General features: G+C 70.1%; 10 protein-coding genes and 2 pseudogenes. 9 read left to right on the top strand and 3 right to left on the bottom strand.

Annotated elements, in window-relative coordinates:
• Positions 1-23 precede the first annotated feature (23 nt).
• Positions 24-1349, bottom strand: coding sequence for a condensation domain-containing protein (locus tag PBV52_RS47995; RefSeq protein WP_274248269.1), 1326 nt, complete (start codon positions 1347-1349; stop codon positions 24-26).
• A gap of 495 nt (positions 1350-1844) precedes the next feature.
• Between PBV52_RS47995 and PBV52_RS51965 the strand changes: the two are divergent.
• A pseudogene (locus tag PBV52_RS51965) lies at positions 1845-1985 on the top strand (helix-turn-helix transcriptional regulator); the annotation flags it as partial.
• Between the two features lie 186 nt (positions 1986-2171).
• The gene (locus tag PBV52_RS47990; RefSeq protein ID WP_274248267.1) at positions 2172-3077 is read left to right on the top strand and encodes a hypothetical protein; all 906 of its coding nucleotides are present in this window, start codon (positions 2172-2174) and stop codon (positions 3075-3077) included.
• A gap of 735 nt (positions 3078-3812) precedes the next feature.
• Here PBV52_RS47990 and ppdK read toward each other — a convergent pair.
• Together ppdK and PBV52_RS47980 are read right to left on the bottom strand one after the other, a co-directional pair.
• A pseudogene (ppdK, locus tag PBV52_RS47985) lies at positions 3813-6391 on the bottom strand (pyruvate, phosphate dikinase).
• 15 nt (positions 6392-6406) lie between these two features.
• Positions 6407-7309: a universal stress protein gene (locus PBV52_RS47980; protein ID WP_274248265.1), complete on the bottom strand. Its 903-nt coding sequence runs from the start codon at positions 7307-7309 to the stop codon at positions 6407-6409.
• Positions 7310-7490: 181 nt separating this feature from the next.
• On the opposite strand from PBV52_RS47980, the gene PBV52_RS47975 reads away from it, so the two are divergent.
• From PBV52_RS47975 to PBV52_RS47945, 7 genes are all read left to right on the top strand, one after another.
• Positions 7491-8315, top strand: coding sequence for a universal stress protein (locus PBV52_RS47975; RefSeq protein ID WP_274248263.1), 825 nt, complete (start codon positions 7491-7493; stop codon positions 8313-8315).
• A gap of 114 nt (positions 8316-8429) precedes the next feature.
• Positions 8430-8936: a hydrogenase maturation protease gene (locus PBV52_RS47970; RefSeq protein WP_274248261.1), complete on the top strand. Its 507-nt coding sequence runs from the start codon at positions 8430-8432 to the stop codon at positions 8934-8936.
• Positions 8933-11224, top strand: coding sequence for a carbamoyltransferase HypF (gene hypF / locus PBV52_RS47965; protein WP_274248259.1), 2292 nt, complete (start codon positions 8933-8935; stop codon positions 11222-11224). Before PBV52_RS47970 ends, hypF begins: the two co-directional genes overlap by 4 nt.
• 6 nt (positions 11225-11230) lie before the next feature.
• Positions 11231-11488: a HypC/HybG/HupF family hydrogenase formation chaperone gene (locus PBV52_RS47960; protein ID WP_274248256.1), complete on the top strand. Its 258-nt coding sequence runs from the start codon at positions 11231-11233 to the stop codon at positions 11486-11488.
• 184 nt (positions 11489-11672) lie between these two features.
• The gene (locus tag PBV52_RS47955) at positions 11673-12827 is read left to right on the top strand and encodes a 4Fe-4S dicluster domain-containing protein (protein WP_274248255.1); all 1155 of its coding nucleotides are present in this window, start codon (positions 11673-11675) and stop codon (positions 12825-12827) included.
• Positions 12827-13291: a Crp/Fnr family transcriptional regulator gene (locus tag PBV52_RS47950; RefSeq protein WP_274248253.1), complete on the top strand. Its 465-nt coding sequence runs from the start codon at positions 12827-12829 to the stop codon at positions 13289-13291. Before PBV52_RS47955 ends, PBV52_RS47950 begins: the two co-directional genes overlap by 1 nt.
• Positions 13288-14094, top strand: coding sequence for an FAD/NAD(P)-binding protein (locus PBV52_RS47945; protein WP_274248251.1), 807 nt, complete (start codon positions 13288-13290; stop codon positions 14092-14094). Before PBV52_RS47950 ends, PBV52_RS47945 begins: the two co-directional genes overlap by 4 nt.
• The last annotated feature ends 1 nt before the right edge of the window (position 14095 follow it).

The raw sequence follows: 14095 nt of genomic DNA, 5'->3' as shown, positions 1-14095 counted from the left end.
ACACCCGGACCAAGCCGACCTCCTCATGTCAGGCACTCTCTCGCGAATCGCAGGGGGTGATTAAGCGCCTCTGCATCCCCCAGGGCTACCCCGACCGCTAGAGCCTCAATTGCCAGCAAAATGCGCCCGACAGGAAGCTCCGGGAAGTACGAGTCGTGAACAGCGATCGAGAGCGTTTGGCTGCCTTCACCCCAGAGGGTGAACGACAGGAAACGAGCTCCACCTTGAGGCACCTTTTCGCGCAATTCTATTTTCGTCCGTTTCGTGAGGTCGCGAATTTTTTCTACCACTCCGCGATACGCCTCCCCTTCCGTGGAATTCCTCACGTCATTGAATGAAAAGTCGAAAGCTCTTTTGTACTCCCTGCCTTCGTCGAGGTCTGTGAGCATCAGCTGAAGAGCCTGCTCGTCGTAGCGACTGAACCTGTAGCCCTTGGCGCTTGCTCTCCAAGCATCATTAATTATCGCCTCGAAAGGCCTGTCAAGCGATTCCAGTACCCCAGGGGCAAATTGCACAAGCTCCCCGACGAACGAACGCTCTTCCAGGTTCAAACGATTGGAAGCCGGCAACAGAAAGGAGGACTTGTCCCGCCCGATGAGTGCGCCGGCGACCACCGAAAGAGCGGCCAGGTAGACAGCGGGTGTACCCATTGCATACTTCTTTGAGATAACTGAAACAGCAGCCCCCAGTGCGTCAGAATCCATTACTGCTGACCGACTGGCGTCTTGCGGCAGCTTCTCCAGAACCGACTTCCAGTATTCGAGGGAGCGGTCACTCCTTTCTTGCCACTTCGTCGATTGCTCCAGCTGCGCTCGGTCCACCGGCTGCATCAGCGGCGTTGATGGCCGGTCGTACTGCCCGGAAAGGTGGCTGTCGAGCGCCGCTCCCAGCGCCCCGCGACCATGACCATCCACTGAGAGGTGGGAAACCAGACAAATAAGGTGCGTTGGAACGTCGACGCACGTCACTATGGCGAATAACGCCCCGAACTCGGCCGTAACATCAAAGCGTTCTCCCTGGAGGCGGTGTATTGCACTTTTAATATCAGCCTCTACGGTGGATTCTCCGGCCGGAATTATGAAGATCTCCGCCGATCCGACTTTTTCAACCTTTTGAAAGGGCTCGCCACCGGCACCCAATGGAAACACCGTTCGCAGGGACTCAAACTCCTCGAATGCCCATTTGGCAGCGTCACCGACTTCACGGAGGCTTTTCCCTGGTGGAACGGATTGGACACACACAAACGGTCGGTGCTTGAAGCGAGATCCTCGGTAAGTCCTCCGCTGTGCCCATGTAAGGGGTGCGATCGCTTCGCGCTCACCTTCGAAGCGAATCGTTATTTTGTCCACTTTCGCCTCTTTTCCATTTCCATTGACGGAAACGCTTTGCGGAATTGACGGTCCGCGATATCTAATCCGACCAGAAAGCGCTTGTCAACGCCACCACCACCCCGCATCGAGGATTTCTCAATTTTTGGTAAAAACCGAACCCTGCGAGTTTGCCGCACACCTGGTGAGGCCCTGGGCCACAAATCAGTAACTGCGCCTTTTCCACCTTTTGGTCCGACTTGGTTGCTTTCGGAGATTTTTACCAGGGGCAAGAGAAAGGGCTTGCTTAATTTGCGAAGGCACTCTTAATCTCGGCAGACGATGCTCATGCAGCCGGGCTGACTACCGGGGAGCCAAGGGGCCGGGGGAGGTGGCGTACGCGTATGACTGCTTCTTAGACCTGCGCCTACGCGAGTAGCGCCTTCCGCTCTGAACACAACGCACATCCGCCTCGTGCCAACAGGCCAGATCGACGAAGCGGTTTATTGAACGAGGACGTATTCCTTGCTGCATGAGATGCTGTTGAATCTGCGCCAGCGTCGCGGTTGGACGCAAGAGGAACTCTCGGAGCTTTCCGGCGTCAGTGTACGCACCATCAGAAATCTGGAAACCGGAAAGGTGAGCCATCCGCGACGGGCCTCCCTGCGCCTCCTGTCCTCGGTTCTCGACCCGGAGGGCAGACAGGCATTCCTGATGAAGCAACAAGCGCATGCCGAATTGACAGTGCCCTGGCACGGTGCGAAATCTCCACAGAACCCACTCGTGGGCCGGGACGAGGACCTCCGATTCCTTTCCGGGGTGATCCGTGAGCGGCGCTCGGTCGTCCTCGTGGGACCGGGTGGGGTGGGAAAGACCAGGCTGGCCATGGCGCTGGCCGAGTCCGCGACGGACGGGCCGGTCAAGGGTGTGTCGGTGATCGACCTGGGTTTCTTACCCGCCGAGGGCGGCGACCCGCAGCAGAGCTACGAACGGGTCTCGGCCGCGGTCACGAAGGAGCGTCTGCACCCCTCCCACCTGGTTGTTCTCGACAACGCCGAGCACGTTGCCACATCGGTCACCCGGCTGAGCCGGCGCCTCCTCGCCGATCATCCCGGGATGCGGCTGATCATCACCTCCAGACTCCGCCTCGCGATGGACGCCGCTTGCACTTGGGAGGTCACACCGTTGCGCACGGATTCTCCCCGTGCGCGAGACGGGCTGCCGCCGGCCGTTGAGTTGGTCCTGCAGCGCACGAGCACCTCGTTCCCCAGTCTGGCCGACACCATGGATCCAGCCCAGGTGCAAAGGCTGTGCCGACTGCTCGACGGCATACCGCGTTCCCTTGAGATCGCCGCGGAGCGGCTGCGCTCCGTCTCCCTCGACGATCTGCTGGCTCTGCTGGGGAACGACGCGAAGCTGGAGGTGCTGAGGTCCATGGACGGCTCGCTGCTGCCGCACCAGCGGGACGTCGTCAGGAGCGTGGAATGGAGCCTCGAACTGCTGGACCCCACCCTTCGCTCGTTCCTTGGCCGCCTCGCGTCCATCCGCGGCGAGTTCTCGTTGCGGGACATCGAGAGGTTTCCCTCTCCCGCTTCTTCCGCTTCTCCTGCCCCTTCCTCACCTCTGGACATCGTCCAGATGCTGGCCCAACTCGCCGACCACTCCCTGGTCCAAGTCGTCCGCGGTGACGTCTACCGGTACCGGGTGTTGTCCTGCGTACGCTCCGTCGTGCTGGGCGCGGCGGAGCGCTCGATCCCGGTCGACGCGTAGATGCCATGGCCGCTTGCCAACGGGCTTCACGTTCTGCTCTGGCGCCTTCCGGTAGACAACTTCGCTGTCGCACTCGCCATGCGTTCCGCATCGGTCACCAGCACGTCGCGCAAGCGACGGACGCAGGCCGCGGCCACGGCGCGTGGGTCCCACTGCAACTCGACCGCCGTGCGGCCATCGGCTAACGGCCGCGCCTCCAAGTGCAGTTGGAAGCCCTGTCCGTTGCCGGGTTGTCTGTTGCCACCCGCCGTTTGCCGTGGCACCGCCGGCACCTTCAGCAGCGATGGTGCCCAGCCTGCCCGCGCGTCCCCGGATCTGAGTGAATCCGTTTCCATACGCCCCCCGTCCATCAGCACGACAAACGATCGTGCCCCACGGAGGCGATCGCTGCCTGCTACGCCCAGGCATGCCAATCAGGCCAAAATTGATGCGCAGGGCGTAGGTTCAGGGATGCGCCGAGCCACCTCGCCGGGTGATGTGTCTGGTAGCGGTTACGACTGCACTCCGGGGCAGGCGAGTTCCGCCCGCACAACAAGGTGAGGACGCCGCTGAGGAGGAAGAAGCCGATAGCGGTCGTCATGTGGAGGTTGCCGATCACCTTCTGTTTGGTCGTCGTCGCCCAGCCCAGCAACGACCCCGCCGGATCTCCGGCGCGGCCGGGCCGGTCTCCCACGCGCCGACTCGGTCCTGCTGCCCACCCCAATGCGCCGCTGCCGGGGCATTCGCCCGTGCGCCTCACCTGGTGTCGCTGGTCCCGGTGCGGTCGGTGACGGCCGCCCGGCCCGCCTCGAGTCGGGCCGCCGGAATGCGGAACGGCGAGCAGGAGACGTAGTCCAGTCCGGCCTTGTGGACGCCTTCCCGGTCGATCGACTCGAACGGCGACACTGCGAAGACTCCCTTCTCCAGATAGAGGGGGAAGAAGGAGGCCTCGGCGTCGTCCCGGGACAGGCCCCAGGTGGTCTGGGTGAGGTCGTTGGTGCCGAAGGAGAAGAAGTCGGCGGCTTCGGCGATGCGTCCGGCGGTGAGGGCGGCGCGGGGCAGCTCGATCATCGTGCCGATCGGGCAGTCGAGGGTCGTGCCGGCCTCGGCCGCGACCTCGGCGAGGACTCGTTCGGCTTCGGCGCGGGCCAGGCGTAGCTCCTCGACCGTGCCGACCAGCGGGATCATGATCTCGGCATGCGGCCGGCCGCCGGCGCTCAGGCGGGCCGTCACCGCTTCGGCGACGGCCCGTACCTGCATGGCCATCAGGCCGGGCACGGCGAGGCCCAGGCGCACGCCGCGCAGGCCGAGCATCGGGTTCTGCTCCTGCATGCGCTCGACGGCGCGCAGGAGGTCGCGGTCGTGCGGGTCCGGGTTCGCCGCAGAGGCGAGGCGGACGGCGAGTTCGGTGCGGTCCGGCAGGAATTCGTGCAGCGGCGGGTCCAGCAGCCGGATCGTCACCGGCAGTCCGTCCATCGCCGTCAGGATGCCGATGAAGTCCTCGCGTTGCAGCGGCAGCAAAGCGTCCAGGGCCTCCTCGCGGGCGCTGTCGTCGCGGGCCAGGATCATCGCCTCGACCAGCGCCCTGCGCTCGCCGAGGAACATGTGCTCGGTGCGGCACAGGCCGATGCCCTGGGCGCCGAGGGCACGCGCGTGTGCGGCGTCCTGGGGGGTGTCGGCGTTGGCCCGCACCTCAAGGCGGCGTACGGAGTCCGCCTGGGCCAGCGTCCCCAGGACGGCTTCGGTGAGCGGTCCGGTGCCGCTGCCTGTCTCCAAGGCGCGGCCGACGTCGGACGCGGTGAGCGGAAGCGCGCCGAGGTGGACGGTGCCGGCGGTGCCGTCGACGGAGAGGGTGTCGCCCTCGTGCACGACGACGCCGGACTCGGTGGTGAAGCGCCGGGCGCCCGGGTCGACGGTGAGGGCCTCGGCGCCGCACACGCACACCTTGCCCATGCCGCGCGCCACCACGGCTGCGTGGCTGGTCTTGCCGCCCCGGCTGGTCAGGACCGCCTCCGCGGAGATCATGCCGGGCAGGTCGTCGGGGGTGGTCTCCCGACGGACCAGGACCGTGCGCTCTCCGGCCGCGGCGCGCCGTACGGCCTCGGCGGAGTCGAAGACGGCGACACCGACCGCCGCACCGGGCGAGGCGGGCACGCCATGGGCGAGGGGCACGTCGGCCGGCGTGGTGTCGAAGCGGGGGAACATCAGCCGGGTCAGTTCGGCGCCGCCGACGCGCACCAGGGCCTCGTCGGCGCTGATCGTGCCGTCCGCACCGAGGTCGTGGGCGATTGGAAGGCGGCCTCGGCAGTGCGCTTGCCGACGCGGGTCTGCAAAATCCACAGCTTGCCCCGCTCGACCGTGAACTCGACGTCACACAGGTCGCGGTAGTGGGCCTCCAGGGCGCGCAGGTGGTCGCCGAGTTCGATGTACGTTCGCGGCTCGAGGATCTTGAGTTCGCTCAGCGGCAGCGCGTCGCGGACGCCCGAGACGACGTCCTCTCCCTGCGCGTCGGGCAGGTAGTCGCCGTACATGCCGCTCTCGCCGGTGGCGGGGTCGCGGGTGAAGGCGACGCCGGTGCCGGAGTCGGGGCCGAGGTTGCCGAAGACCATCGCCTGGACGTTGACGGCGGTGCCGAGGTCGTCGGGGATGTGTTCGCGGTGGCGGTGGATGCGGGCGCGTTCGCCGTTCCAGGAGTCGAACACCGCGCGGATGGCGCGGGCCAGTTGTTCTGTGGGGTCCTGGGGGAAGTCCTCGCCGGTCTGCTTACGGATGATCGCCTTGAACTCCTCGGTGAGCGCGCCGAGTTCACCGGTGTCGAGGTCGTGGTCGGTGGCGACCGCACGCTGCGTCCTGTGGGCCGTGATGGCCTGCTCGAACAGGTCGCCGTCGACACCCATCACGGTACGGCCGAACATCTCGATCAGCCTGCGGTAGGAGTCCCAGGCGAAGCGCTCCTGCCCGGAGGCCTTGGCGAGCCCGGTGACAGACTGATCGTTGAGGCCGATGTCGAGGATGGTCTCCATCATGCCCGGCATGGAGAAGCGGGCGCCGGAGCGCACGGACACCAGCAGGGGGTCGTCGGGCGCACCGAGGGTACGGCCCATGGCCCGCTCCAGGCGGGCCAGCGCCTGGGCCGCCTCGACGCCGAGTTCGTCCGGTTCCTCGCCCGTGGCGAGGTAGACCTTGCAGGCCTCGGTGGTGACGGTGAAGCCAGGAGGGACGGGCAGCCCGAGCCGGGTCATCTCGGCGAGGCCGGCTCCCTTGCCGCCGAGGAGTGCGGCCATGTCACGGCTGCCCTCGGCGAATTCGTACACGTACTTGGTGGGTGCACTCATCAGGGCTCTGGCCTCTCACTCGTGGGGGACGACGGCCACGGGGCAGCCGATGTGATGGATGGCGGCATGGGTGACGGGCCCGGTGCGGGGGCCGGTCGGGCGCTCGGTCATACGGCGGCCGACCACGACCAGGCTCGCCCCGGTCGAGGCTCGGACCAGCACCGACTGGGCGCGGCCTTCGGTCACCGTCTCGGCGACCTCGACCTCGGGGTATTTGTCCCGCCACACCTTCAGGACGGCTGTCAGGAAGCCGAGCCATTCATCCGCCTGCGCGGGGCCCTCGGCCAGACCGATATCGCCCGGGCCGAGCCCGATCGGGGACTGCGCCTGCCATGCGTGCACGACATGCAGGCGCGCGCCGCGCAGCCGGGCCGCCTCGAAGGCGAACTCGATCACGTCGTCGCAGGGGTCGTCGAGGTCGATGCCCAGGACGACGTCCCGGTAGCCGGTGTGGGTGGACAGGCTGCCGTCGTCGGCCGGGAGATGCTCGTCGGACGCCTCCTCGCCCGCACGGACGAGGACGACCGGGCGGGCGGCCCGTGCCACCACGCCCAGGGCGACGGACCCGACCAGGAACCCGGTGAAGCCACTGAGGCCTCGTGATCCCAGTACCAGCAGCTCGGCCTGCTCGGCGGCGCGCAGCAGGGCGGCGGTGGCCGGTCCCTCGATCTGCTCGTCGTCGAGTTTGACGCCGGGGCACACACGCCGGACGCGGTCCTCCGCCTGGCGCAGGGCGCGCCGGGCCAGATACCGCTGGGCTGCCGTGGCCGACGTACCTGCCCCCTGGCGGGGCTGCCAGCTCCAGACGTGCACCAGCCGCAGCGGCCGATCCCGGCGCATCGCCTCGCGGGCGGCCCAGTCGGCGGCGGCAAGGCTCTCGGCGGATCCGTCGACTCCTGCCATGACGGGCGGAAGCATGGCGCGCACCTCCTGCGGTCGGTCTGCTCCTCGGTGCCAGCGTCGTCCTGCGGCTCACCGCCGGGTATGGGCCGCCAGGGCTCCGATCCAGGTCCGTTCGGCCCCTGCGTACGGACCGGCTCCGCGGCGACGCTGGGGGTGCCCGGGTGCCGGGTGCCCCTCCGGCGGAAGGCGGCACATCATGGAACGAGTGATCATCACCGGCGTCGACCGGTCGGCACGCAGCCGTGCGGCGGCCGACTGGGCCGCGCGCGAGGCGCTGTCGCGTGGACTGCCTCTGCGGGTGGTGCATGTGTCGCCGCCGGACGGTCCGGATCCGGCCGAGCAGTGGCCGTACCGTCCCGAGGCGGTGGCGGACCGCGTGGTCGCCGAGCTCGCCGACCGGCATCCGGCTCTGCGGGCCCAGGGCCTGAACCTCACCGGGGATCCGGTGGCGGCCCTGCGCACGGTGGCCGGGGACGCGGAGCTACTCGTGCTCGGTCTGCGCGGCGAGGGCAGTCATCCCAGGGTCCCCGTGGGCTCGACCGCCACGGCTCTGGCCCGGGCCTGCGAGCGGCCGGTGGTGCTGGTCCCCGGCAGCCTCTCCGGCGAGAGGCCGCCCGGCCGCGCCGACGCCGTGACGCTCGGGATCGACGCCCGCAACCCGGCTGACGGTGCCGTCGGCCTCGCGTTCGAGGCGGCCCGGTTGCGCGGCGCGCGGCTGCACGCCGTTCATGTCTGGACGCTGCCCGCGCAGGCGGCGGAGCGGCCCTTCCCCGCGCTGGAGGAGGACCGAGCCACCTGGGAGGACGACGAGGTGCAGCGGCTGTCGGACGCGTTGCGTCCGTGGTGCGGCAAGTATCCGGAGGTGGACGTGCTGGAGGATGTCGTCCTGCTCGCCCCGGAGGTGGCGCTCGCCCATGCCGGCGCGAACTCCGGTCTGGTGGTGGTCGGCCGCCGGTCGGGCCGTACGGCGCTGGCGCTGCTGCAGCACGCCAGTTGCCCGGTCGCGGTCGTGCCGGGATAGCGCGCGACGGGTTCTCGGCCCCGGCAGGGCGGGCGACCGCCGGGGAGGGTCGGCCCCATGACCGGGGTCGTTCGGCCCATGCGGCGCCCAGCGGTCGCGGCCCACCGTGGGGGCATGCAAAGCCGCGGTCGGATCACCGTCATCGGCGTCGGGAACGAGTTCCGGCGCGACGACGGTGTGGGCTGGGCCGTGCTCGCCCGGCTGCGCGAGCGGGCCGAGGACCGGCCGTTGCCGCCGGACGTCGGCCTCGCGACCTGCGACGGCGAACCGGGGCGGCTGATCGGGCTGTGGGAGGGCGCCCGCCTCGCGGTCGTCGTCGACGCGGCCCACGCCCACCCGGGCACGCCCGGCCGGGTGCATCGCATCGAACTCGACGCCGGGCTCCTCGCACAACCCGCGACCACGAGTTCCCACGGGCTGGGGCTGGGTGAGGCCGTCGAGCTGGCCCGGGTGCTGGGCCTGCTGCCCGAGCGGCTGGTCGTGTACGCCGTCGAGGGCGCCGAGAGCGAGCTGGGCACCGGTCTGTCCCCCGCCGTCGCAGGCGCGGTGGAACCCCTCGTGAAGGCTGTCGAGGACGAGATCGCACGCCACCGGGGCACGGCAGCAGGGAGGCCGGCATGACCGTGCGCCGCTTCCACGTCGAGGGCATCGTCCAGGGGGTCGGCTTCCGGCCCTTCGTCTACCGCACCGCGGCCGCGCTCGGCCTGGACGGCTGGGTGGCCAACGTCAACGGGCATGTGGAGGGCGAGGTCGCCGGACCGACGCGGGCCATCGAGCAGTTCGCCGCCCGGCTGAGCACCGACGCCCCGGCCCTCGCGCGGGTGCGCCGCGTCCAGTTGACAGACAGTGCACGCCAGGCGATGCACGACACCGGGTTCCAGGTACGGCTCAGCGCCCCCGGCGACTCCGACGCGGCACCCCGCGAGATCCCGCCCGACGCGGCGATCTGCGACGCGTGCCTCAGCGAACTGCGCGACCCACGCGACCGCCGCTACCGCTACCCGTTCATCAACTGCACGGACTGCGGCCCCCGCGCCACGATCATCGAGAGCCTGCCGTACGACCGGATCCGCACGACCATGCGCCGCTTCCCGCTGTGCACCGCATGCGCCGCCGAGTACGCCGACCCCGGCGACCGGCGCTTCCACGCCGAACCCGTCGCCTGCCCGCTGTGCGGACCAACGCTGGCCTGGGAGAAGCTGCGCGGCGAAGAAGCGCTGCGGGCGGCGGTGAAGTCGGTCGACGAGGGCGGGATCGTCGCGCTGAAGGGGCTGGGCGGCTATCAACTGGTGTGCGATGCGGGCGATCCGGTGGTCGTGGCGGAGCTGCGGCGCCGTAAGCGGCGCGGGGCGAAACCGTTCGCGGTGATGGTCCGGGACATCGCGGCCGCCGCGCGGCTGGCGCAGATCAGTGCCGGCGAACGCCAGGCGCTGGCTGCTCCGGAGCGTCCCGTGGTGCTGCTCAGCAGGCGCCGGGGGCGGGGTCGAACGGCTCCGCTCGCTCCCGAAGTCCACCCCGGCCTGCCCCGGGTCGGACTGTTCCTGCCCACCACCGGCCTGCACCACCTCCTCCTCGACTCGCTGGCCCGTCCGCTCGTGGTCACCAGCGGCAACCTCAGTGACGAGCCGATCGCCATCGACGACGAGAAGGCCCGGGCCGCCCTGGTCGGCGTGGCGGATGGCTTCCTCACCCATGACCGGCCCATCCGCTCCCGGTACGACGACTCCGTGGTGCAGTTCACCGGGCGGACCCGGATCACCGTCCGCCGGGCGCGCGGGCTCGCTCCCGCCCCGCTGCCGCTGGCTGTCCGGCAGCCGGTGGCCGGGGCCGGCGCCCAGTTGAAGCACACGTTCACCCTGGCCGCCGACGGCAGGGCCCACATCGGGCCGCACACCGGAGACCTGGCCGATCTGCCGACGTACGACGCGTTCACGGCGTCGTATGCGCACCTCAAGGAGCTCACCGGCATCGAGCCCGCCGTCCTCGCTCACGACCTGCACCCCGGCTATCTCTCCACACAGTGGGCCATGGAACAGCCGCTGCGCCGGATCCCGGTGCAGCACCATCATGCGCACGTGGCCGCCTGTGCGGCCGAGCACGGGGTGCGGGGCCGGTTCCTCGGGGTCGCCTACGACGGGCTGGGGCTGGGCGACGACGGCACACTGTGGGGCGGCGAGATCCTCGTCGCCGATCGATGCGGCTACCGCCGCGTGGGCAGGTTCGCCACGGCGCCCCTGCCCGGCGGCGACGCGGCGGTACGCCATCCCTCCCGTACGGCCCTCGGCCATCTGCTGGGCTGCGAAGCACTGGGCTCCCCGCGCCCGTATCCCTGGCTCACACGAGCCTTCACCGATCGGCTCGACCCGGCCGAGGCCGCCACCGTGCGCGCCATGATCGCGAGAGACGTCAACTGCCCGCGGGCGTCCAGCGCGGGACGGTTGTTCGACGCGGTGGCCGCGCTGCTCGGCCTCGCCGACCAGGTCAGCTACGAGGGCGAGGCGGCCGTCCGGCTCGAAGCGGCGGCGGGCGAAGAGCATGCCGTCCCCCTCGCCCATCGCGTCGTACGGGCCCAGGGCCTGTGGGTGTACGACTCCGCGCCGACCCTGGCCGATCTCCTGCAGCGGCAGCACGACCGGGAGCCTGTGGGCCTGCTGGCGGCGGCCTTCCATTCGACGCTCGCGATCGCCACCGCCGATCTCGTGGCGCGGGCCGTCGCCGAAGGTGCCCCGCGTACGGTGTGCCTGGGTGGTGGCTGCTTCGTCAACCGGCGGCTGCTGACCGAGGTGAAGCGCCGGCTGCACGCGCAGGGGCTGCGCGTGCTGGTCGGCGGTCAGGTCCCGGTCGGGGACGGCGGCATCAGCTACGGCCAGGCGGCGGTCGCGGCCGCGCGGCTGGCCGGGGAGAGGTGAACGCGTATGTGCCTGGGCATCCCCGGCCGGGTCGTGGAGATCCACGACGACACCGGTCTGCGCATGGCAACCGTCGACTTCGGCGGCATCCGGCGAGAGGTCTGCCTGAGCTGCACACCCGAGGCGCGCGTCGGGTCGTACGTCATCGTGCATGTCGGCTTCGCGATCACCCAGGTCGACGAGGCGGAGGCGCAGCGGACGCTCGAGGTGCTGCGGGCGATGGCGGGCGCGGTGGAGGGCGAGCTGGGCGAGCCGCTGCCCTGACCGTCGGCACGCTCTGTCCGAGAACCCGCGGGCTGGCGAGCCCGTCGGTCGGCCTTCCTCGTACGGCTCCGCCGAGGGACCCGGTCGGCCCGTCAAGAGGGCCGATCAGCCCCTGCCGCAAGCACCCCTCGCAGTCGGAACCTGGCGGTGGAGGAGCACGGAGCCGCCCGACGAGGAGGACCTCATGACCGCCCCCGCAGCCCCGGCCGTGCTCGACCGGGATGGTCTGAACGCGCTGGTCGCGGCTCTGGTGGCGCAGGGACGAACCGTCATCGGGCCGACCGTCCGCGACGGCGCGATCGTGCTCGCCGAGCTGGCCTCGGGGGACGCGCTCCCCTACGGCTGGGGCGTCGAACTGGACGCCGGACGTTATCGTCTCGTCCCTCGCGAGGACGGGGCGGCCTTCGCGCACAGCGCCGGCCCGCAGTCCTGGAAGTCCTACCTGCACCCGTCGCGGGAACGGCTGTGGAGTGCCGATCGAAACCCCGAGGGAGACACCGCCTACACCCCGCACGAGCCGGAGGTACCCTCGTACGCCTTCCTCGGCGTCCGCCCCTGCGACCTGCGCGCCATCGCGATCCAGGACCGCGTCCTGACCGGCGGGCGCTACGCGGACGACGGCTACGGCAGGCGTCGGTGCAAGGCGCTGCTGATCGCCGCCGAGTGCACCGAGCCCGGCGCGACCTGCTTCTGCGTCTCCACCGGCGGCGGCCCAGCCGCCGACCCCGGATACGACCTCGCGCTCACCGAGATCGTGGACGAGCACGGGCACCGCTTCCTCGTACGCGTGGGCAGCGACGACGGAGCCGAGGTGCTGGACGGGATACCGCACCGCGCCGCCGACCCGGTCACCGAGGAAGCCGCGGACGCGACCGTGGACGCGGCCCGCGACCGCATGGGCCGTTCGCTCCCCCCGGTCGACCTACGTGCGCTGATGGGCGCGAGCCTCGACGCCGAGCGCTGGGACGACGTCGCCGCCCGCTGTCTGACCTGCGGCAACTGCACGATGGTCTGCCCGACCTGCTTCTGCACCACCACCGAGGAGGTCACCGACCTCACCGGTGACCACACCGAGCGCTGGCAGCGCTGGGACTCCTGCTTCGACCTGGACTTCTCGTATCTGCACGGCGGCCCGGTCCGCTCCTCGGCCCGCGGCCGCTACCGGCAGTGGCTCACCCACAAGCTCTCCACCTGGCACGACCAGTTCGGCACCACCGGATGCGTCGGCTGCGGGCGGTGTATCACCTGGTGTCCGGCCGGCATCGACATCACGGAGGAAGTCGCCGCCCTGGACGCCGAACTCACCGGCCACACGGCTCCCGGAACGGAGACGGACTGATGCCTCCCTCGCTGGACCTGCGCATGAACCACGCTCTGCCCGTCGAGCACCGCGAGCGGCTGCTCCGCGTCGGCCGCGAGACCCACTTCCCGCAGGGCGCCCGCCTGTTCGAGGAGGGCGGCCACGCCAACAACTTCTGGATCATCCGGGACGGCACCGCCGCGCTCGACATGCATGTGCCAGGCCGCCGGCCGCCGGTCATCGAGACGCTCGGCGTCGGCGACCTCGTCGGCTGGTCCTGGCTGTACGAGCCGTTCGTGTGGCAGCTGGGCGCCGAGGCCCTGACCCCGCTCAGGGCCCACGAGTTCGACGCCGTCGCCGTCCGATTGATGTGCCTGAACGATCCCGAGTTCGGGCGGGCCGTCGAGCACTGGGTCGGCCGCGTGCTGGCGCACCGGCTGAACGCGGCCCGCGCCCGGCTTGTCGACCTGTACGGGATCCATGAGACGAAGGAACCACGATGACCGCCGTACCGGTCCCCCATCGCGTGGTCGCCCGCCGGCCGGAGACCGCGGACACGGTCACGCTGCACCTCGAACCGGTCGGCGCGGCGCTGCCCGACTTCGCGCCGGGGCAATTCGCGATGGTGCACTCCTTCGGCCGGGGCGAGATCCCCGTCTCGGTGAGTTCCGTGCAGGCCACGGGCGGACTGGCACACACGATCCGCTCGGTGGGCGCGGTCTCCGACGGGCTGTGCTCGGCGCGGGTCGGCGATGTCGTCGGGCTGAGTGGCCCGTACGGCAACACCTGGGAGCTGGAGCGGGCGCGCGAGTGTGACGTGCTGGTCGTGGCCGGCGGCATCGGCCTTGCCCCGCTGCGGCCGCTGATCCTCAGCGCGCTGGCCGGGCCGGAGGCCTACCGCCGCGTCAACGTCCTGGTCGGGGCACGTACCCCGGGCGACGTGATCGCCCGGCAGGAGATCGAGAGCTGGCCCACGGCGTTCACCGGAGTGACGGTCGACCAGCCCGACGCCGACTGGCGCGGCGACGTCGGCATGGTCACCCAGCTGCTGGGGCGGGCGTACTTCGACCCGGACCGCACCTGGGCGTTCGTCTGCGGGCCCGAGCCGATGATCCGGGCCACCGCCCGCGAACTCGCCCAGCGCGGTGTCCCCGGCGACCGTGTCCGTGTCTCGCTGGAACGGAACATGCGCTGCGCGACAGGGCACTGCGGGCACTGCCAGCTCGGACCGCTGCTGCTGTGCCAAGTGGGCCCCGTCGTGGACTGGGAGCGCGCCGAACCGCTGCTGTCCGTAAGGGAGTTGTGAG

The organism is Streptomyces sp. T12 (assembly GCF_028736035.1).
Lineage (GTDB): Bacteria > Actinomycetota > Actinomycetes > Streptomycetales > Streptomycetaceae > Streptomyces.
This window is presented reverse-complemented; position numbering and strand designations above follow the sequence as displayed.